A 20,250-nucleotide genomic window follows, 5' to 3' on the forward strand; every position below is an offset into this window, starting at 1 on the left:
TTGTCATCGCTTTTTTGCGCCAATATACAGCTTAATACTGCATAATATAGCATGGCGATCGATCATTGTAGATGTCTACTGCCGGAATGATGCCTTGATTTCCAGCAGGCGCACGGCTTTGACAAAACGCTTCTTGTAATATCTTTCATCGAGATTTCCCATGGTCACTCCTCTGCTGGATGAAGCATGTACGAAAAGATTTCGGTCAAGGTAAATTCCGACATGGTCGATTTGGTGGCTGTTGAGCTTGAAAAAAACCAAATCACCCCTCCTGAGCTTTCCCGGGGATATTTTTGCTCCGATTTTTGAAAGTTGCCGGGATGTTCGCGGAAGATGAGCTTCGAAGGTATCTTTATAGATATATTGTACGAATCCGGAGCAGTCGAACCCTCTGACCGATTCTCCTCCGTAATGATAGTCTGTGCCAAGCAGAGTGCTTATGGTTTCAAGCATTTGAACAAGTTTGTCTTCATCGGCCCGGATTGGCAGAGGGGTATATATTTTTGTGTTTTTTCCGCTATATTTAACGCCTTGAGAAGAGTAGCTGCTTGTACAGCCGCAAAAAAACAGTGTAGTACATACAAGCAGGCAGCGAATCAGGTGCCGCCGGTCCTTGATGTTTTGCGGACTGGAACTGCTTATTCTGCATGTTTTGTTCTGCATGTTTTTTATCGACCTGTTTAACAAGGGAAGCGGTTGCCGAGCAGGTAATTCACGGGCAAGCACAAGGTCTGGGTCAAGTGATCACTATAGAAAGATAATAACTGTCATGGCTGTAATGAAATTTGGGGGGACATCGATCGGGTCGGGTCCCGCCATGAAACGGGCAATGGAAATTGTTGCCGAAGAAAAAAACAGGAGCGTGCCGCTTGTCGTGCTCAGCGCATGTAGCGGGATTACCAACAAGCTGATTCGGATTGCCGAAAAGGCTGGTGAAAGCTGCCTTGAAGAGGCGATGGCTCTTTCAGGTGAAGTGCGGAAGCACCATCATGACTTGGTAGGTTTTTTGATAAACAACGATAGACGTCGAGAAGCCTTACTTGAAAAAGTGGATGCATATGTTGCCGAACTCGATGTACTTATCAAGGGAGTCGATATTGTCGGTGAGTTGACTGCTCGATCTTTCGACACGTTTTGTTCATTCGGTGAACTGCTCTCCACTACCATTTTCAGCGAAGCGATGCAGGATGCCGGCTATGAAGCTGTTTGGCTGGACATACGCGAGGTGATGATAACCGATGATAATTTCAGCGCTGCTCGTCCGCTGGACAATCTTTGCGAGGCAAATGTAAAAAATGTAGTCAAACCGCTGCTTGAAGAGGGGAAGGTTGTTGTCACTCAGGGGTTTATCGGATCCACAAAAGACGGAAAAACAACAACGCTCGGCAGGGGAGGTTCTGATTTTACCGCAGCGCTTCTCGGGGCGTGGCTTCCTTCGAACGAGATACAGATATGGACAGATGTGGATGGCGTGATGACCTGTGATCCGAGGATTATTCCTGATGCAAGAAGCATCAGGGTTATGACGTTTACCGAAGCGGCGGAGCTTTCCTATCTCGGGGCCAAGGTTCTGCATCCCGACACCATTGCTCCGGCAGTGAAGCAGAATATTCCTGTTTATGTGCTCAATTCACTGCACCCGGAAGCGAAAGGGACCGTTATTACCGATAACCCGGCAACCCTCGAAGGTATGAGCTATGGCGGGATGGTCAAATCCATAGCGGTAAAAAAAGGCCAGTGCATCATTAATTTCCGATCCAACCGAATGCTTGGCCGACATGGTTTCATGGCGAAGATTTTCGAGGTGTTCGCTCGTACAGGAGTTTCGGTTGAAATGATTTCAACGAGTGAAGTCTCCGTATCCCTGACGGTGAATGAATCCGCTCAGCTTGAGGAGCTTCTTACAGAGTTGAGAAAAATGGGTGATGTTGAGATCGAACCGAATGTTGCAACTATCAGTGTGGTCGGTGACAATCTCAGAACGTCAAAAGGCGTAGCCGGTAGAATTTTCAGTGCCATGAAAGATGTCAACATAAGAATGATTTCGCAGGGTGCATCCGAAATCAACGTTGGTTTGGTAGTGGGGGGGGGAGATGTTTCGAAAGCGGTTCAAAGTCTCCATCACGAGTTTTTTTCAGGCAACGAGACGAGCGGTATATTTGAAACACCGGTGAATAAACGATAGCCGGTTCTTCTCGTTTGTCGGCAGAATAGTTTACAGTGTGTTATCTTGAAACAAAAGGGGCCTCTATTTCGTTGAAAATCCTGATTATACTAGGGACCAACGATGTGATTGAGCCGGAGAATATAATAGAAGTACCCGATAAATCGAATAAGGGATATGGATTATAAAACGGCAGGAGTCGATATCAGCGCTGGAGAGGAGTTCGTGCGATTGATCAAGCCCGATGTTCGTCGGACGTTTACCCGTGGAGTCATGACCGATATCGGAGCATTCGGGGGTTTTTTTCAGCCGGATTTTTCGGGTTACGGCAAGCCTGTTCTCGTCAGCAGCATCGATGGGGTTGGCACGAAACTGAAGGTTGCGGCTGAAGTGGGCAGATATGATACTATCGGAGCGTGTCTGGTCAATCATTGTGTGAACGATATTCTGGTGTGCGGTGCGAAGCCGTTATTTTTTCTCGACTACTATGCATGTGGAAAACTCATGCCGGCGATGGCTGCGGATGTTGTCAAGGGAATGGTGACGGCATGCCGGGAAAATTCCTGCGCTCTGATCGGCGGTGAGACCGCTGAAATGCCGGGGGTTTATGCCGAGGAGGATTTTGACCTTGCAGGAACGATTGTCGGTGTTGTCGATCGTGACAAGGTGATCAACGGGGCGTCAATATCGGAAGGTGATGTGATGATCGGTCTTCCTTCAACAGGGTTGCATACGAATGGCTACTCGCTCGCAAGGAACGTTTTGAAAGGCAAGCTTCAAAATACCTGTGATGGTCTCGAAGGCACGATCGGCGAAGAACTCTTGAACGTCCACCGTTCCTACCTCCAGGTTGTCGAACCACTGCTTGGAGCTGATGAGCTGCACGGCATGTCGCATATTACCGGTGGCGGGTTGATGGGAAATACCATGCGGATTGTTCCGGAAGGCCTTTCTCTCGATATCGAATGGAAATCCTGGCCTGAGCCGGTGATTTTCGATATCATTCGAAAAGAAGGCGATGTCCCGGAGGAAGATATGCGCAGAACATTCAATCTCGGTCTGGGCTTGGTTATGATCGTATCCAAAAACGGGGTAGACAGCATAATGGCAGATTTGAAATCAAAAGATGAAAATGCTTACATTGTAGGCCGAGTTTCTCGGGCATGACATGCTTGCCGCTGTCTGTGTTTTGATTATGGATTACGAGTCATTCAATCCTCAGAAGGCAGCGTTTGCGGCTTGTAAACAACAATTTTAACGTTTGATACGGGTTTGAACATAACCTGGGACCAGGACTATTCATTATGCTTACTTTGATTGTGATTCTGATCGTGAGCTACATCATTGGCTCGATACCTACCAGCATCATCGCCGGTAAGCTGCTCAAAGGCATCGATATTCGTGATTACGGCAGCGGTAATGCCGGTGGGACCAATGCTTTTCGTGTTCTCGGATGGAAAACAGGGCTGACGGTTACCATTCTCGATATCGTTAAGGGAGCGATTGCGGCAATATCCGTCGTGGTGTTTTTCGAGGCACATCCTCTCGGGCCCCTTCCGGATATCAATCCTATCGCATTGCGGTTGATTGCCGGGTTATGTGCGGTTTTCGGTCATGTCTTCACCATTTTTGCCGGTTTCAAGGGAGGCAAGGGTGTCAGCACGGCAGCAGGTATGATGTTCGCCATCGCTCCAGTGACAACGCTTATCGTGCTTGGGATTTTCCTGCTTGTTATCTTTTTTTCAAGGTATGTGTCGGTTGCCTCCATGCTGGCTGCAGTGGCTTTTCCATTGATTATTGCAGTGAGAAAGTATCTGTTCGATCTTGGCGAGGGTTTGGATTACTATATCAAAATGTTCAATACCAGGGTATTTATTCATGACAGCCTTGATTACCATCTTTTGATTTTCGGACTTATTGTCGCTTTGGCGATCATTTATACCCACAGGGCAAATATCAGACGGCTTATTTCAGGTAATGAAAACCGGGTTACTTTCCACGGACGTTCCTGATGCGGTATGCGTTGGGAGAAGCAGATGAAGATAGCCGTATTAGGAGCTGGGAGCTGGGGGACGACGCTTGCTGTATTGCTGGCAGAAAAAGGGTTTTCTGTCGATCTGTGGGCGCACCGTAAGGAGTTTGCGCTCGAGCTCGACCGTTTTCGCCAGAATTCACGATACCTTCCTGGTGTCCTGTTTCCCGATTCCCTTCATATAACCGGAAACGTTTCGAGCGCTGTCGAAGGTGCAGGAATGATCGTTACAGCGGTTCCGTCGCAGGCATTGCGTGAAACACTTTCATTACTGCGTGAATCCTCGCTTGATGAAACAATCATCGTCAACGTCGCCAAAGGTATCGAGCTCGATACGGGTAGGCGTTTGTCGGAAGTAGTGCTTGACGTGCTTCCAGGCATGTTACCTGATAAAGTCGCTGTACTCTATGGTCCGAGTCATGCAGAAGAGGTTTCGGAAAAGCAGCCTACAACGGTTGTCGCGGCATCCTCCTCTCTTGAAACAGCGAAGAAGGTCCAGGATGTTTTCCATACCAGCTCTTTCAGGGTGTATGTCAATACGGATATCGTCGGTGTCGAAGTGGCTGGTTCGGTTAAGAACATCATTGCAATCGCGGCGGGAATCTCGGATGGTCTTGGTTTTGGCGATAATGCCAAGGCGGCGATCATTACGCGAGGGCTTGCCGAAATGTCGCGTCTTGTCGTCAGTCTTGGCGGTGACCCGATGACCGTATCCGGACTTTCCGGGATAGGAGATCTGGTTGTAACCTGTCTGAGCCGTCACAGCAGGAATCGGTATGTTGGTGAGCAAATAGGAAAAGGCATGAGTCTCGATGACGTTGTCACGCACATGAAAATGGTGGCTGAGGGGGTTCCTACCACGAAAGCCGTTGTTGCACTGAGTAAAAAACTCGATGTGGATATGCCAATAACCGTTGCGGTGTATGAGATGCTTTTTGACGGCAAGCCGGCAGAAAACGCAATACTGGATTTGATGACGAGAGAACCGAAAAGGGAGCTGGAGGAGTAAAGAGACTGCAGGGCGAGACAACTCTTTACTGATATTTCTTCGGATACTCGTACCATTCCAGTTTGCCCGAATCCATCATGGTGTGCTGCCACAAAGCTGGTTTCATGTCGATTCTGACAATTCCGCAGGTGACGATATTTTCAAGGTGCTCACCGGAAATGAAGTTTGCGAAGGAGGTCAGTGTCGGATTGTGTCCGAAGAGCATGGCCGAGGAGCAGCTGTCGGGAATTTCCCGGACAATCTGCAGCATTTGATTGATCCCGCCTTCATAGATTTCGATGCGCTGTTCGATCTTTTCATAGGGATACCCCAAAACTTCACAGAATGTTTCCGCTGTCGTCAACGCACGGTTTGCCGGGCTGGAAATGATGAGGTCGACCTGTACGTTGTTTTCGCGCAGCAGGTTTGCCATGAAAGGCGCTGCTTTTCGCCCGCGTTTATTGAGAGGGCGGTCGAAATCAGCCTGGTATGTATTGTCCCAGCTCGATTTTGCATGCCTGACGAGGTAAAGGGTTTTCATTTGGAAACAGTTACGTATTGTTGCTTCAGTGTCGAAATCCTTTGATAGGAACTGTCTATTCGCGCAGGCGATATTGCCCCGTTTTCGACAAGTGAATGAATGATCGAGATGGCTTTTTGGGCAATGCCGGGATCATAGCTTGAATTGTTGGCAAAAAGCAGGATGTCGACACCGGCATCGATGGCTTGCAGGATTGCTGTTTCGAGGCTATAGTGGTCTGAAACCGCTTTCATCTGCATGTCATCACTGATCACCGTACCTTTGAACCCGAGTGAGTTACGCAACAGTCCTGTGACGACGGGTTTTGACAATGTTGCCGGAAAAACGCTGTCGAGCCGTGCGTTGTAGACATGTGCTGTCATGACGAGGTCGGTGTAACCATGATCGATGAGCTTTCTGTAAGGCTCGAGTTCGGTTTTGTTCCAGCTTTCGGTTATGTCGGTGAAGTCCTTGTGGGTATCGGTGGCCGAGCTGCCATGACCGGGAAAATGTTTGAGTGTTGCGATGATTTTTTTCGTATGTAGCGCTCTGACTGTTGTGGTAGCCTGCGACGTCACGATCTCCGGATCGGCCGAATAACTTCTTTCCAGAGAGCCGATGACTGGATTTTCAGCGTTGCTGTCAAGGTCGACCACTGGAGAAAAATTGACGTTGATTCCTGCTTTTTGAAGAGATTCCGCGATATTCAATGCAGCACGGTAGGTGCTGTCGGGATTGTTGAGCAATCCGAGCTCTTTTGCCGAAGGACTTTCGGGAAACCCGTATTTTGTTTTCAATCTTGCTATTCTGCCGCCTTCCTGGTCGACAGCTATGAGCAGAGGTGTTTTCGCCACTTTCTGCAGTTCGTCTGTCAGTTTTTTCAACTGCTGCGGAGAAGTAATGTTTCTTACGGGTGATTTCGACGGAACGTCGTAATCGAACAGAACTACTCCTCCCAGATTGCGTGCTGTTATATCTTCTTGTAGATTGGGCGCTTCCTGCAGGGTTGTACCCCGAAAGCCAACCATGATCATCTGCCCGATTTTCATGGTCAACCGATCCTGAGCAGGCAAGACATCGGCAGAGGCGGCAAGTGTATGCAGGATCAAAAAAGAAACGGCAAGGATGCTGTGTTTCATGAGTTCTTTACAATTCAGCGGATGTCTTGTCAGGACGCTCTGCTTTGACAAGAGAAAGGATTCCGTCTTTGACCGTTACGTTTACGGAGTCACCTTCCTGAACGGAGCCTTCAAGGATCAGTTCCGAAAGCTTGTTGGTAATATGCCGCTGCATGACCCGCTTGAGCGGCCGAGCGCCGAAAGCGGGGTCGAAACCAGCATTGGAGAGCCACAATAGCGCATCGTTTTCCAGCGTTAAACCGATGTTCTGGCGAAAGGCGAGTTTTTTTATCAGATTGAACTGTATCGTGACGATTTTTTCCAGATCTTCCCTGCTGAGAGGTGTGAAAAGGATGACTTCGTCGATACGGTTGAGAAACTCGGGACGAACCTGCTGTTTGAGGAGCTGAAAGAGCTTTTCCTGAAGGGTTTCCAATACGGTATCGCGATTTGCACCATCCATCTTTTCCATTTCACTCTGGATGAGCTGCGCACCGATGTTGCTTGTCATGATGATGATGGTGTTCTTGAAATTCACCGTATGGCCTTTACTGTCGGTCAATCTGCCATCGTCGAGAATCTGTAGCAGGATATTGAACACATCGGGATGAGCTTTTTCGATTTCATCGAGCAGAACAACCGAAAATGGTTTTCTCCGCACCGCTTCGGTGAGCTGTCCCCCCTCTTCATAGCCGACATAACCCGGAGGAGCTCCCACGAGACGGCTGACGGTGTGGGATTCCATGTATTCGCTCATATCGATGCGTATCATCGCATCCTCATCGTCGAAAAGATATTCGGCGAGGGTTCGGGCAAGCTCCGTTTTACCGACTCCTGTCGGGCCGAGAAAAATAAACGATCCAATCGGTTTTTTTTCATCTCCCATGCCTGCACGTGACCGTTTGACCGCTTCGCTGACCGCCTGAACGGCTTTATTCTGGCCGATCACGCGCTTATGCAGTTCTTCGTCGATGTGCAGAAGCTTTTGCCGTTCCGACTGGAGCATCTTGCTGACCGGTATGCCGGTCCATTTGGATACGATATCCGCAATATCTGTGGCATCGATCTCTTCTTTAATAAGAAGTTCACCAGATGCGCTTTTCTCTTCGATTTTCCTCTTGTTGTCTTCAATCTCTTTTTCTATCGCTGCGATACGGCCATAGCGTATTTCGGCGACTTTGCCGTAATCGCCGCTTCTTTCGTACTCTTCCGCCTGGTGTTTGAGGTCTTCCAGTTCAGATTTCAGTTTTCTGGATTCCTGGACAAGACCTTTTTCCGCATCCCAACGTGCTTTGATCCTTCGCTGTTCTTCATGGAGGTTGGCAAGCTGTTTTTCAATTTCTTCTAATCGTTGTCTGGTATCCGAAGAGTTCATACTTGCATTTTGATGAGTTATGAAATAATGTGTTAAGTTGTAAATTTAAAGCTTAAATCGAAAAAAACGCAACATCCCGAAAGTATCGTTTTTTTGCTGTCTTCCGGGATGTAATAACGGCTATACAGGTGGAAAAGTTCTCGGTTGGATCAGTTACCATTCCAGATGAAACGTCGCTTTTTTTCATTGCCGGACCATGTCTTATCGAGGGACGGGAGATGGCTTTTGACATTGCGTCTACCCTGCAATCGATTCGTGACTCGGAAAACGTTCCGTTTATTTTCAAGGGATCGTTTCGTAAGGCGAACCGATCTTCTGCCGGTTCTTTTACAGGGATCGGCGATATCGAGGCGCTTGAAATTCTTGGGGAAATCAGAGAGCGTTTCGATATGCCGGTACTTACCGATGTTCATGAAACGCATGAGGTGGAGCAAGTTGCACACTATGTCGATGTGCTGCAGATTCCTGCATTTCTCTGTCGCCAGTCCGACCTTTTGAAAGCGTCAGGAAACTCGGGTCTCTGCGTCAATATAAAGAAGGGACAGTTCATGGCTCCCGAGGATATGGCAATGGCTGCCGATAAAGTCGTCCGGACGGGCAACTCACGTGTGATGCTGACCGAAAGAGGGACGACGTTCGGGTACCACAATTTGGTGGTTGATTTTCGGGGTATTCCAAAAATGGGTAAAACCGGCTATCCGGTCATCTATGATGCAACCCACAGTCTTCAGCTTCCTTCCGCAGGCAAAGATGTTTCCGGGGGTGAACGGGAATATCTGCTTCCGATGGCAAGAGCTGCCGTTGCCGCAGGGGTTGACGGTCTGTTTTTCGAGGTTCACCCTGATCCTGACAACGCTCTGTCCGATGCAGCCACTCAGCTAGCGCTCAAGGATTTCCCTGCGGTTGTAAAGCAGTTGCAAAAGCTTCATGCTTGTTTGTCTTGCATGATCTGAATGTATTAATTAAGCAAAACATAAAACTCAGAAAACAGTGTCAGGTATAAACTACTTTGGGATTCAGCTGTCGTCAGGTGACGCATCCGAGCGCTTGCAGAATGCATTACGGCAGGTCAAGGCGTTGATTTTCCCTGTCGAAGGTATTTTGACGGGAAGCCAGGTAACGTTCAATGATCGCGGTGAAGAGATCTGTTCCTGTAATGTGAGGGATGCTCTTGCGATACGTGAAGCAATGCAAAGGGGGCTTCATATTGCTGCGATTTCGGAGCGGTCGAGTGACGCACAGCGGCATTTGCTCGACCATCTTGGAATAGAGTATGTGTATCTCGATTGTGATCGCAAGGTAGATGCTTACCAGGAATTCAAAACAGGCCTTGGCCTGGAGGATGAAGAGTGCGCCTATATTGCCGATGATGTTGTCGATATACCTGTCCTTGAAAAAGTCGAGCTTTCCATTACCCCTATTGATGGAATAGAATACCTTCGCAATCGTGTTTCCTATATTTCTGCCTATGAAGGCGGGAAAGGATGCATCAGGGAGATGATCGAACTGATTCTCCAGGAGCAGGGAAAGTGGGAGTACAGCGAATACTCGGCCATGTGAAGAAACAGCCAGAAGACCTGATTTCGGAATTCAGTAGACGGTGCCAGAGGCTTAATTTTCTTTGGAGCGTATTTGCGAAATGATTTTCCGGCTTTTTACCGGCGGTTGGTTGTCGCTGTGCATCGAGCAATAGTTCTGTAAAATGTCACATAGCTGCTGACTCTCTTCGGGTAAAACGTCGAGATCGCTGACCGACAGAATATCGGTTTTGGCGAGTGCGTGCATAAGCAGATACACCGGGATCGGCAACGGCTGTCCGGCTTGGCGTGAGTGAATCGCCGGAGGTTCGAGCGCGACACCTCCCGGGTCGTAGAAAAGGTAAAGAACGCTGTCGGGTCTCTTCTCGAGCGTCGCCATGATACGATCGCCGGTCATGACACAATGTTCGATAGACGGCTCAAAACCCATGTTCGAGATAAGCCGGAGGAGAAACCATGCCACGACTGCATCGGTGTTTTTGCAGGTGTTGCAGAGGCTTTCAATCGTCCGGGCGAGAGCATCGAAGAGGCGGATATTTTTTTCTTCGTTTCCTGTTGTGTTTCTGATTGTTTCAATGATACGATAGATTGCGCTGAAACGTTCCATGTCCGGTTCTGCGGTCATCGGGCTTCTGATGATCCGAGCTTCGCTGACAAGGTGCAGGTTGCGATTGGTTCCCTTGTACAGCACCACTTCGAGAAGGTTGCCGGTGCTGAACAATCCTGAAAGCTTGCTTTTGGGGTTCCTGCCACCTTTGAGAATGACGGAGAGCCTTCCGAAGTCCCTGGTATAAAGCGTGCATATCGTCGAGGTATCCCTGAACTTTATTTCTTTGAGAACGAAAGCCCTGGTTTTGGTAAGCACGGTGCGGATTTTTTTATTCGGTAAAATAATTATATATACATCTACCTGGTATTGTCAGGTTCAGATGTGCAGCTCTAGGATACAAAGTATACAAAATAACAGACAGACGGGGGCCTCCATTGGCGTTTTACAACAAGGGAAAGGTACCCGAAAATAGATTACGGAGGTAATTACAATGCCAACCTACCAGTATCGTTGTAAAAAGTGCGGATGCGAAAAAGAGATTTTTCAGAAAATGAGTGATGACGCGGTGACGACATGTCCTGAATGCAATGCTGAAACGTTTGAACGGGTTATCAGTGCAGAAGGAGGGTTTTTGCTGAAAGGCTCGGGATTCTACAAAACCGATTACAGCGAACAGAGTTGTGAAAGTGCTTCTTCAGGATCATGTCCGACAGGTACTTGCCCCCTTGCCAAATAAATTCGGGTTTTCCATATATCGAACAAAAAGCCTTTCCTTACCGGAAGGCTTTTTGCATTGTTTTCTTTTTCATTACCCAAATTCAAAATACAGGCTTCTCATCGTAGCGCAGCCTGAAGCCGGATAGGTCGATTTTTCTACTGCCTCTCAGTTTGTTTGGGTACTGTTTTCCTTCAACGTTGCCGCTTACCGCTATTCTATCAAGTTGTCCCTCGGCGAACGACATGACTATTCTGTTACCGCTCGAGTAGTTGATCCCTGTCGGTGCTTGGTCTTTGTCATAGGTATGGTAGAGGCTCCGGGCCTGTGAATCGACTTGTACGCCGGTTACCGTTTCCTGTTCATCGAGCTCGATGAACAGGGTTTTACCGCTCAGCTGGTTGTACAACTGCCTGCTTGGATCGAGAGTGTCTCTGGCGGCAAGAAATGCTTTGCCGATGACGGTGATTGTTTCAACGTTCTTCTTTCTGTTCAGCTCTTTGAGTTGTACAGCAATGCTGTCTCCGCTGAGCTGGCGTTCCCCTTGCCATGCAATAGCGTCCTTGTAGATCGATATCTGGTTGCCGGGGTTGTCGATACGCGCTCGCTCGGATTTCGTGATCAGGTCATCATCGAGAAGCCGCCCTTTTACATTGTTTTCAAGCTCTGCAATTCCGGTATCTGGATAATAGAGTGCCTTGTCGCAGTATACTTCCAGTTTGCGGTCGGTCATGAAAATATTGCCGCGTAGCTGAACGATACCGCTTTCAAGAAACTCGGTTGCCTTGTCACAGGAGAGCAACAGGTTTTCCTGAACAAAGACGACATTGCCGGAAACGGAGCGAACCTCTTCAATCCGTCCGGTTGGAGAACGTTCTTTTCCTCCCTGCAGTTTATCGGCCTGTTGTAAAATAATTTTCTTTTTTTCCGCATGGGCAGTATTATGATTCATCTTCACGATACTGTCGCTTGCCTGAAACAGCAACAGGTACAGCAGGACGAGCGCAAGTGTTTTGGTTCCCTTCATTTCCTATAGGGATGAATTGATTGACGTGTTTGAACAATGTAAAAAGGATTTCTCTCGTGAAAAAGATTCTTTTGGTTGCCGGTGACCGATACGGTTTGTTGAAGGTTCTCCCTTTATATAAGGCTCTGCATGAGCATGATGGATATGAGGTTCTGTTTGCCGCAGGTTCTCCGCTGCCCCAGGGGGAAAAGTCGGGTGAAGATCTTCCGCAGCTTTTCGGGATTTCCGAAACTATCTTTTCAGTCGGGACCGAAGGCATTTCACCAGTTGGTCGAGCGGCTTCGGCAATGACAGCTTTTGAAAAGCTTTTTGTCGATGAAAAACCTGAAATTGCCGTTATTGGCGGAGACGATGATGTTGCTTTAGCCGCAGCACTCGCTGCTGTAAAACTCAGCCTTCCGGTTGCATATATCGGTGCGGGTATGCGGGACTATAATCGCAGGTCACCTGGGGAGGTCAACAGGAAGCTCATCGATGCGGTTGCCGATATTCTGTTTGTCAGTGAGCATAGCGGTGAATACAACCTCATCAATGAAGGCTATGATGAAGACAGGATTTTTTTTGTCGGTGAAATGACCATCGACAGTCTCGCCACCCTCATCGGGAAGGCTAACAGCTCCAGTGTTACCGGTGATTTCGGTGTCGAGGCAAAGAAATATGTTCTGGTTCTGTTTGACCATGCGGCTGGACTTGACGATATCGGTGTTCTCAAGAAAATGGTCCGGGTGGTAAAGGCCATTGCCGAAAATCATCATGTGTTGATGCTGGTCGATTCAGATGTTGGAACCGTTTTACGGGAACATGAAATGGAACCTGCCTTTACGTCGCTGCCAGGGGTTCAGGTCATACAGTTTCCCGGGTATGTCGAACTGCTGCGGCTGGTCAAGGATGCTTTGTTTGTGTTGACCGATTCATTGTCCGCCCAAGCCGAATCGACGGTCATGAAGGTTCCGTGCTTGACGATGCTTGACGATACTTCCAGTCCTGCAACTATCGAGGTCGGCACCAATGTTCTTGTCGGAGACAGGGAAGAGGATATTCTTCGAGGCATTGGCGATGCTGTGGAGGGAAATTTAAAACACAGGGCTAAAATTCCGGAAAAATGGGATGGCGCCGTAAGCCAGCGTATTGTCGATGTATTGGATCGGCTTTTCAGGGAATGATCGTGGCAATAGTGCCGGTACGGGGGCTCGTGAACAGGTGAAAAATGTTTCTTCAATATCTATTTTTGGTTTGCAGAGCGTTTTCCGAGCAGAAGCGTTCGGGTTATATCATATCGTGATGCAACGACTTCGATCAGGATCGGACCTGCTGTTCCAAGCGTTGTGCCGGGGACGAAAAGGAGCCATATGTCGTTGATGCCGGTGCTCTTGGCTGTAATTCTCGAGGCCGCGGTGATAAAAACATGGAGGAGGTAGATAGCGTAGGAATAGTTTCCGATAAAGGCCATGAATCCCGACAGCATCTTTGTCATAAAGATCGGTTGGGGGCCGCCATATTCTTTTCCGTACAGTAACAGAAAAATGATGATAAAAGCAGGGAGGGTTTGTTGTCAGGTTTCCCGTTGTTTATCGGTGTTTTCCCGGGAAGTTCGTACCCATTCATTCCTTTTTTTTCGAAGCAGCATGGCTGCGTACAGCGGTATTTTCCATAAAATGTAGAGCGGTGCGGCAGCAAGCACGAACCAGGTTGTTATGGGGGCGTGCCGTTGTATCTGGCCTGAGATGACATACATGAACAGAATCAGCCACCAAAAGGCCGGGACAAAGAGCCAGGCGCCTTCGAGGAGCAGGAACGATGCTGTTGTGACCAATGCGAAAAGTATCACGAGCAGTGAAAGCGGAGGGATTGCAAGTTCCGCTAAAGCAAAGAGGTATCGGAAATCGCGTGAACGGGCAAAAAGAGAAAACAACGGCCCGGTCATGTTTTTTACCAGGGAGAAACGGCCTCCTTCCCATCTGCTTCGCTGGCTTGAGGCGTGTTTGCCCGAGGTGACCATCTCGCTGCGTATTACGGCATCCGGATTGTAATGGACATCGATACCGTCCTGTAAAAGGCGCAAGCTGAACTCCATATCTTCTACAATGGAGTGGCAGGGCCAGCCGTAGTGTTCGAGAACACTTGTCCGGAACGCCATGCCGTTTCCTTTCAGGACGGCTGTTCCTGAAAGCACGACCGAGCCGGCCATGCGCAAATGGTTGAAGACATTGAACGCGGCATCGATGAGGCCGGGCCGCCAGCCTGCGCCCGGATTGCTGACCCCGTTGTATGCCTGCAGAACGCTGGTCTCCTGCAGGCTGAGCGAGGCGCTTATCTCGCGCAGATAGTTTCTGTCCGGAGTGACATCGGCATCGATAATGGTGATGACGTCCGTGTTATGGTAGAGGTTGCGGTGATGGTGGAGGAACCAGTCCAGCGCCTGACCTTTTCCCCTGTTTGACATATCATGGCGTTCAGCGACCGTTGCGCCTGCATTGCGGGCATGCTCTGCTGTCAGATCGGTACAGTTATCGGCTATAACGTAGATTTCGAAACGGTTTGCGGGATAGTCGCTTTCCTGAACGCTTCGAATGGTGCGTACAATTCCCTCTTCTTCATTGTGGGCGGGGATGAGTACTCCGATATTGAGGAACCGGTTCTGTTCCGGGATCTCTTTCCTGAACAGAAACGCTGCAATGGTTGTTACAAGCAGATAGCCGGCAGGGATGCTGAGCAGGACAATCAGGACCTGAAGTATTGTATCGACAACGCTCATGTTCTCTGGTTTTCTTCCTGGAAAAGTTTGACCATACCGCTGTTGTTGGAATGCTGATTATATCGATCGAGCACTTTTTGCCTGCCTGCTTCGCCAAACTTACGCCGCAGTTGGGTGTTCTGGAGCAGTTTCCCGATCTCTCCAGCAAGATCGTGTGAGTCACCGGGTACCGCAAGCAATCCGTCTTTTTCGTGATCTATCAGTTCAGGAATCCCCGTTATGCGTGTTGCTATAACAGGGATCTCCTTTGCCATGGCTTCCATCAGCACGACGGGTACTCCTTCGGCAAAACTTGCCAGGATGAAGATATCCGCCTTGTCATAATAGGCTCTTACCTTGTCCTGACCGAGAGCTCCGGTGAAGGTGACCGTTTCGCCGAGCCCGCTCTCTGCCGTACTGTTTTCAAGGGAGGCTCTGTCGGGACCGTCACCAACCAGGGTCAGGTGAAAAGTGTATCCCTCGGTTTTCAGCCGTGCACATGCTTCAAGCAGAATATGCTGTCCTTTTGCCGGTACCAGTCTGCCTACGCAGAGCAGTTGTATTATTGCATTGTTCGGTTCGGGTCTTGGTGCATAGAGTGCAGGATCGACGCCGCATCGGACAATGTGGTACCGGTTCCATTCCGACGGATCGCCGATTCGCATGACCTGGCTTCGACAGTAGTGGCTTATGCAGCGGATAAATGAAGCATCCCTGATTTTTTCAGGAAGCATGGCCGAATCGACAGTGTAGAAGATATCCGGACCGTGTATGGAGAGACTGTACGAAATGCCTCCGTAATGCTTCATGAGCCTCGCGACAAGAGCTGTGGGATTCGCGAAATGCTCGTGGATGTGTGTGATGTTGTTGTGGTGTGCCCACTCGAGGAGGATACCGGCCTCGGCAAGGTAAGCAAGTGCCTTGATAGGACTTTTGGGTCCTGTGGTGAAGAGCTTGAGTGCGGAAGCCGTCATTCTGAGGTATCCCGGAAAGTTTTTTTTCAGGCAGTGCACATGAGCTTTGAGCATGGCGAGTGGTGAACGGGAGAGAACCACCATGGTTTTATCGGCCTCACGTTGTTCGTCGGACGTCATGACATAGAGGTCTCCGGGCTTTCGGATCGAAGCTGTGTGAACGTTTATCCCGGCTTTACGAATCGATTCGATTTCCCGATAAATAAAGGTATGGGAAATAGCGGGGTATTCGCTGCAGAGGTATCCTATCGGTGTATGGTTCATGGTGTAGGGTTTGAGAGTCTTGTCTGGAGCTTGTTCCGCCTGTTTTTCAGCGGTTTGTTGAAAACGCGTCCTGCATAAAACCGAATGATGCCGAAGAACTGCGGGAGCGCAACCAGTGAACAGTGCCAGGCATATTTTTTTGCGTCATTGCGGTCAAGGCGGTTTTCCTTCATGAACTTGTCGACTTTGAAAAGTCGCGGGCCGAGGAGAAGAACCGTTCCCCCTGTCAGACACAGCGCTGCTGTCGCAATACCGGCGATATTCTGCTGAACGACAGGTATGAAAAGGCCTGCAATTATACCGGCAAGAAATCCGCCGCCTTTGATGATTATCCGCCGTTGTTCTATTTTCCAGAAGCTGCTCCCGGTTACTCCGATTCTGCTCTGTACCGCAGCAAAACCATATCCCGAGCGATATGACCGCCGAAGGTACTGTGTTGTTTTCAGCATGGCCAGATCATGATGAGTCATGAGTGCATCGAGCATGAGAATTGTCCATCCCGCCCCGTGTATCCGCCAGCTCAGCTCAGGGTCTTCTCCACCGACAAGTTCTTCATCGTATCCTCCTGATTGTTCAAGAGCTTCACGGCGGATCATCACATCACCGCCGAAACTGTCGCATTCACCGGGAAGAACGTTCCATTCGAGGTCTCCTATCCAGTTGAAAAAAGATCGTTCGGGGTGCAGTTCCTTTCTGTAGCCTCTGACAGCGCCGACCTCCCGGTCGTTCATGGCTTCAACACCGGTGGTGAGCCACTCAGGGGCGAGGATCGTATCGGAATCGAGGAACTGTACGTAGGGGGCTGATCCTCTTTTCCAGCCGGCGTTTCTGCCTGTACCGGGAGTGGGAAATTCCAGGCTGAGCTCGATTACCGTCACTTCCGTGAACGTTCGGGCGATCTCGATACTGCGGTCGGTCGACCCTCCATCGGCATAAAAAATATGCAGCAGCGCCCGTGGATAGCTGCCGGAAAGGATCGAGTCGATACAGCGTTCAAGGGTTTTTTCGCTGTTGATCCCGATGATTACGCAATCGATCGATGGATAGTCCTCTTTGGCGGTATGATGATCGTTGTGTTCCTGGTTCATTTGTCGGAATGGTTACCCCTTATGAAAGGGCGTTTGTTTGGATGTTTCATGATTTTTTTCCGTTTCATAATGGTTTTTCAGACGTATGACGAATCCTACGACGATGCCGAGTATGACTCCGGCATTGTTTGCCAGAGCGTTCAGCGCATGGAACGGTTCTCCGGTTACAACGACGTTTATGGACTCGAAAAGGTAGCCGAGCGGTGTCATTGCTATGGAAACGAGAAAGGCGGTTTTTCTGTCTGCAAGCAGAACCATGGGAACAAATGAAAGTACGCTGTAAAGGATGATATGTGCCAGAGTGTCCAGGCCGTAGAAATTCGCTATGATAGTATTGAACGGTATGAGGCTTCCCGCAAGGATAAGAACCAGGCTTGCCGACCAGTATCCTATCATCTTTTTGCCGTTGTCGAGCTCGGGTTTGAGCATCGGGCTGTTTTGCTTCATGATATGCAAGTGGGATGTGGCCATGTTCGATCAGCTGATAAACCTTGATAGTGATATTTCCGGTTCGGTGATGAATCGGGTTGTGGAATGAATCGTAACGGGTGATTCAGCTTCGGGTATCGATACCGGAACTTCCGAGTGCAGTCGTAACATCACACCGATGATGCCGCCGCTGAAAAGCATATATATCGGGTTGATCATCGAATTGAGCAGGTTGTCGATCATATAGATTGCAAGAAAAACAGCCATGACTGCCGGTGCCGCCCATTGCTGTTCGTTCCATCGATTGGGTTTGACACGCAGCAGAAAAAGTACCACCGGTAACTGTACTGCGATGATCAGGGCGATGAGCCCGTATATACCGTTCTGGCCGAGGGTGATGATCCATAGACCATCCGCGATACTGATGTCCTTGCCTTTGTCGTCGTAAACGCGGGAGCGACCGAAGCCACCCCATCCGAAAAAGGTTCCCTGGAGTGCTTTATCGATGAGGATCGTTTCGTTATCGAAGCGGAACTGTAGTGACTGCGCACGCTCTTCACTGACTTTTTCCGCAACGAATTGTGAAAGGTTTCTACCATCCCATGTGCCGGTCGTTCGTGTAACGATATAGAGGTGAGGTGTCACGAGAAGAATCAGAATCAAAATTCGCAGCTTCATTTTATTTGTCAAAAAGATGACTATGAGACCGAGAAAGAGCAGAGAGACCGCTCCGAAGGATTTCATCATCATGGTTGTGAAAACAAGCAGCAGTAACAGATAGATCGTCGGTACGAAAAGGATTTTTTTCGGAAGGCTGCCGGATAAGTAAAGCCAGGCTCCGAGAAAGACGGCAATGACCATCCACATCGAGGTCATGAGTCCGTGATCCATGTACACCATCGGTCTGAAACCGCCGCCAGCTCGTATAGTCTGCAGGAAACTGTGCTGGTGAAAGCCGTATGTCATGCGGTGGAGCTGGGGACTCATGATCATTTCGAACCAGCAGAACGGAATGTAGACGATACCCCCGATGACGATGGCGAGGGCGAGGATTTTGAGCCCTTCGGTGTCACTGAAGTAGATTCTTGCGATGTAGTAGGGGAGTCCCCAGGTAATGCTTTGGTACATGGTTTGGGACAAACCGTCATAGGGTCCGAGTCCGTTGGCGACCGAGGAGAAAAAGGGGGCTGTGCACCACAGAAGGATAGGGATGTCAGCCGCACTGAACCGGAATTCACTGAACCGTTCTTTGTCGAAGATCCAGGCTCCTGCCAGAATGCCGACACAGGTCGCGGTTGTTTTGGTATAGTCGGGCAGTGCCGGTAGATTGTATGCTACGACCGGAAGAAACATCCAGCCTGCTACAAATGCGGTGGCGGCCGCTATTTTCGCCTCTAGACGCGAAAAAAGTATCATGACGAAAGGGATCCAGCCGAACATTACGATCGGGACCATAATATTGCCAGGTACATTACCCATAAGGCAGACTCCTTATAACTCTTTTAAGCGCAGCTCCCCAGGAACGCTCCGGATCGTAGAACTGCTCCTGAAGGGTTTTGCAGCCTTGCTGTTTTTCACGGTAAAGATCTTTTGAAGAAGAAAGTTTCTTGACAGCTTCGAAATATGACGACGGGTCGTCGGGAACAGCTTCCACGACAGCTTCTTTCACGTAATCGAGCGCCGGACATACTGACGAGGTGATCACCGGTCTTCCGGCAAGGATAGCTTCGGCAACGACTTTGTTGAACCCCTCTTCGAATGAGGTTCTGGTTGGAACGATGAAGGCATGACTCCGATTGATGTGTTCCAGCATTGTTTGTTGGCGGCAGTAACCGTGCAAATGAAAAAGGTGTTCGATTCCTTTGTTCCTTGCAGCCATTCTGAGCGGGTCTTCCTCCGAACCGTCACCGCAGAGGTGCAGGGTGACATCATGTATTCCTTCACGGTCCAGCATCAGAGCGATCTCGAGAAGGTCGTAGACTCCTTTTTCGGTTTCCATTCGTCCAGCATAGAGCAGGTAGAATGGCCGCTTGTCAGTGGGGGGGGGAATGGTTGCGAACAGTTCATGCCGGTAAAATGGGATGAATGGATAGATGGGCACGGTGTTTCCCCCTGTCATATCGAGCAACTGGCGCCGGATATCGTTCGAAAGGCAGAGTATTGCCTGCGCCCTTTTGGCGAAAAGACGACGGCTGAGAAGTGAAATGAGCCTCGCTCTGGTCGTTTTGTCGCGGCTTCTGGGCCAGAGGGTACAGTGCAGGGAAACTGCGAGATGCATTGTTTTCGGAGCGAGCCAGACAAGAGAGAAAAGGTATCCTGTAGCGTCGGCCATGACAAGGAGGTCGGCATCGACAGCCGATGCCCGCTCTATGATTTTTCGGACATAGCGTATTTGTTGGATGTGGAATGCAATGCCTCTCCTTGCAGGTCCTTTCGGGAGGTTCTCGACGGTGAACTGTTCAGTCGTGATGCGGTCTTTGCGAGGGCATGACGATACCGCAATCCCTTTTGCCCCGAGTGATCGGCAAAGGTCGAAAAACTGGCTGCTATAGGTGATGGCAACCTGGTGTGGATCGTCTCTGCCTTCATGCCAGCAGGAAAAGGTCGTGACGATGTCTCCCGGTCCGGCAGCGTAGAAGAGATTGAGCTGTTTGCCGGGCTGTTTTCCGTTCTGCGTATTCATTCGCCGCGTTGTTTCGTTGATCTTTTCGCCATGTCTCGCCTTTTATTTATG

General features: G+C 49.4%; 21 protein-coding genes. 8 read left to right on the forward strand and 13 right to left on the reverse strand.

Translation table 11 applies throughout. From position 1 onward, the window contains the following. Positions 1–75: 75 nt before the first annotated feature. On the reverse strand, positions 76–663 hold the full coding sequence (locus tag QZ209_RS05765) for an NlpC/P60 family protein (RefSeq protein ID WP_294345602.1): 588 nt from the start codon (positions 661–663) through the stop codon (positions 76–78). Positions 664–769: 106 nt separating this feature from the next. Between QZ209_RS05765 and lysC the strand changes: the two genes are divergently transcribed. From lysC to QZ209_RS05785, 4 genes are all read left to right on the forward strand, one after another. Continuing rightward, a complete protein-coding gene (gene lysC / locus QZ209_RS05770) occupies positions 770–2,185 on the forward strand; it encodes a lysine-sensitive aspartokinase 3 (protein ID WP_294345605.1) in 1,416 nt (471 codons plus the stop codon). Positions 2,186–2,341: 156 nt separating this feature from the next. Then, positions 2,342–3,331: a phosphoribosylformylglycinamidine cyclo-ligase gene (gene purM, locus QZ209_RS05775; protein ID WP_294345607.1), complete on the forward strand. Its 990-nt coding sequence runs from the start codon at positions 2,342–2,344 to the stop codon at positions 3,329–3,331. Positions 3,332–3,468: 137 nt separating this feature from the next. Then, the gene (plsY, locus tag QZ209_RS05780; RefSeq protein ID WP_294345609.1) at positions 3,469–4,176 is read left to right on the forward strand and encodes a glycerol-3-phosphate 1-O-acyltransferase PlsY; all 708 of its coding nucleotides are present in this window, start codon (positions 3,469–3,471) and stop codon (positions 4,174–4,176) included. 24 nt (positions 4,177–4,200) lie between these two features. Next, positions 4,201–5,205, forward strand: coding sequence for an NAD(P)H-dependent glycerol-3-phosphate dehydrogenase (locus QZ209_RS05785; protein ID WP_294345612.1), 1,005 nt, complete (start codon positions 4,201–4,203; stop codon positions 5,203–5,205). Positions 5,206–5,230: 25 nt separating this feature from the next. Here the strand turns inward: QZ209_RS05785 and QZ209_RS05790 are convergent, their stop codons facing one another. Genes QZ209_RS05790 through QZ209_RS05800 form a run of 3 tightly spaced genes read right to left on the reverse strand, consistent with a single transcriptional unit; the run spans position 5,231 to position 8,197 of the window. Further along, positions 5,231–5,725 (reverse strand): histidine phosphatase family protein, encoded by a 495-nt coding sequence (locus tag QZ209_RS05790; protein ID WP_294345615.1) that lies wholly within the window; start codon positions 5,723–5,725, stop codon positions 5,231–5,233. Further along, on the reverse strand, positions 5,722–6,843 hold the full coding sequence (locus QZ209_RS05795) for a glycoside hydrolase family 3 protein (protein ID WP_294345618.1): 1,122 nt from the start codon (positions 6,841–6,843) through the stop codon (positions 5,722–5,724). The genes QZ209_RS05790 and QZ209_RS05795 overlap by 4 nt, the downstream gene beginning before the upstream one ends. 7 nt (positions 6,844–6,850) lie before the next feature. Then, entirely contained in the window at positions 6,851–8,197 is a 1,347-nt protein-coding gene (locus QZ209_RS05800) for an AAA family ATPase (protein ID WP_294345621.1), read from the reverse strand. Positions 8,198–8,325: 128 nt separating this feature from the next. On the opposite strand from QZ209_RS05800, the gene kdsA reads away from it, so the two are divergent. Then, positions 8,326–9,150: a 3-deoxy-8-phosphooctulonate synthase gene (kdsA, locus tag QZ209_RS05805; RefSeq protein ID WP_294345625.1), complete on the forward strand. Its 825-nt coding sequence runs from the start codon at positions 8,326–8,328 to the stop codon at positions 9,148–9,150. A gap of 37 nt (positions 9,151–9,187) precedes the next feature. Beyond that, positions 9,188–9,757 (forward strand): 3-deoxy-D-manno-octulosonate 8-phosphate phosphatase, encoded by a 570-nt coding sequence (locus QZ209_RS05810; RefSeq protein ID WP_294345627.1) that lies wholly within the window; start codon positions 9,188–9,190, stop codon positions 9,755–9,757. Between the two features lie 51 nt (positions 9,758–9,808). Here QZ209_RS05810 and recO read toward each other — a convergent pair whose 3' ends face one another. Then, positions 9,809–10,600: a DNA repair protein RecO gene (recO, locus tag QZ209_RS05815; RefSeq protein ID WP_294345630.1), complete on the reverse strand. Its 792-nt coding sequence runs from the start codon at positions 10,598–10,600 to the stop codon at positions 9,809–9,811. 175 nt (positions 10,601–10,775) lie between these two features. Between recO and QZ209_RS05820 the strand changes: the two genes are divergently transcribed. Beyond that, positions 10,776–11,021, forward strand: a complete 246-nt coding sequence (locus QZ209_RS05820; protein WP_294345632.1) for an FmdB family zinc ribbon protein — start codon at positions 10,776–10,778, stop codon at positions 11,019–11,021. Positions 11,022–11,103: 82 nt separating this feature from the next. On the opposite strand, the gene QZ209_RS05825 is transcribed toward QZ209_RS05820, so the two are convergent. Further along, positions 11,104–12,027, reverse strand: coding sequence for an OstA-like protein (locus QZ209_RS05825; protein ID WP_294345635.1), 924 nt, complete (start codon positions 12,025–12,027; stop codon positions 11,104–11,106). A gap of 56 nt (positions 12,028–12,083) precedes the next feature. On the opposite strand from QZ209_RS05825, the gene QZ209_RS05830 reads away from it, so the two are divergent. Continuing rightward, positions 12,084–13,190, forward strand: a complete 1,107-nt coding sequence (locus QZ209_RS05830) for a UDP-N-acetylglucosamine 2-epimerase (RefSeq protein ID WP_294345637.1) — start codon at positions 12,084–12,086, stop codon at positions 13,188–13,190. A gap of 59 nt (positions 13,191–13,249) precedes the next feature. On the opposite strand, the gene QZ209_RS05835 is transcribed toward QZ209_RS05830, so the two are convergent. From QZ209_RS05835 to QZ209_RS05865, 7 genes are all read right to left on the reverse strand, one after another. Continuing rightward, the gene (locus tag QZ209_RS05835) at positions 13,250–13,501 is read right to left on the reverse strand and encodes a hypothetical protein (RefSeq protein ID WP_294345639.1); all 252 of its coding nucleotides are present in this window, start codon (positions 13,499–13,501) and stop codon (positions 13,250–13,252) included. Between the two features lie 78 nt (positions 13,502–13,579). Further along, the gene (locus QZ209_RS05840; protein WP_294345642.1) at positions 13,580–14,782 is read right to left on the reverse strand and encodes a glycosyltransferase family 2 protein; all 1,203 of its coding nucleotides are present in this window, start codon (positions 14,780–14,782) and stop codon (positions 13,580–13,582) included. After that, positions 14,779–15,999 carry a glycosyltransferase gene (locus tag QZ209_RS05845; RefSeq protein ID WP_294345645.1) on the reverse strand — a complete coding sequence of 407 codons (1,221 nt, stop codon included), beginning with the start codon at positions 15,997–15,999 and terminating at the stop codon, positions 14,779–14,781. The genes QZ209_RS05840 and QZ209_RS05845 overlap by 4 nt, the downstream gene beginning before the upstream one ends. Then, on the reverse strand, positions 15,996–17,087 hold the full coding sequence (locus QZ209_RS05850; RefSeq protein WP_294345649.1) for a glycosyltransferase: 1,092 nt from the start codon (positions 17,085–17,087) through the stop codon (positions 15,996–15,998). Before QZ209_RS05850 ends, QZ209_RS05845 begins: the two co-directional genes overlap by 4 nt. 12 nt (positions 17,088–17,099) lie before the next feature. Continuing rightward, a complete protein-coding gene (locus QZ209_RS05855; RefSeq protein WP_294345652.1) occupies positions 17,100–17,558 on the reverse strand; it encodes a hypothetical protein in 459 nt (152 codons plus the stop codon). A 6-nt stretch (positions 17,559–17,564) separates the two neighbouring features. Beyond that, a complete protein-coding gene (locus QZ209_RS05860; protein ID WP_294345654.1) occupies positions 17,565–18,995 on the reverse strand; it encodes a hypothetical protein in 1,431 nt (476 codons plus the stop codon). After that, positions 18,988–20,199 carry a glycosyltransferase family 4 protein gene (locus QZ209_RS05865; protein WP_294345657.1) on the reverse strand — a complete coding sequence of 404 codons (1,212 nt, stop codon included), beginning with the start codon at positions 20,197–20,199 and terminating at the stop codon, positions 18,988–18,990. Before QZ209_RS05865 ends, QZ209_RS05860 begins: the two co-directional genes overlap by 8 nt. Positions 20,200–20,250 lie beyond the last annotated feature (51 nt).

Source organism: Prosthecochloris sp. (assembly GCA_015482705.2).
In the GTDB taxonomy this organism is placed as follows: domain Bacteria; phylum Bacteroidota; class Chlorobiia; order Chlorobiales; family Chlorobiaceae; genus Prosthecochloris.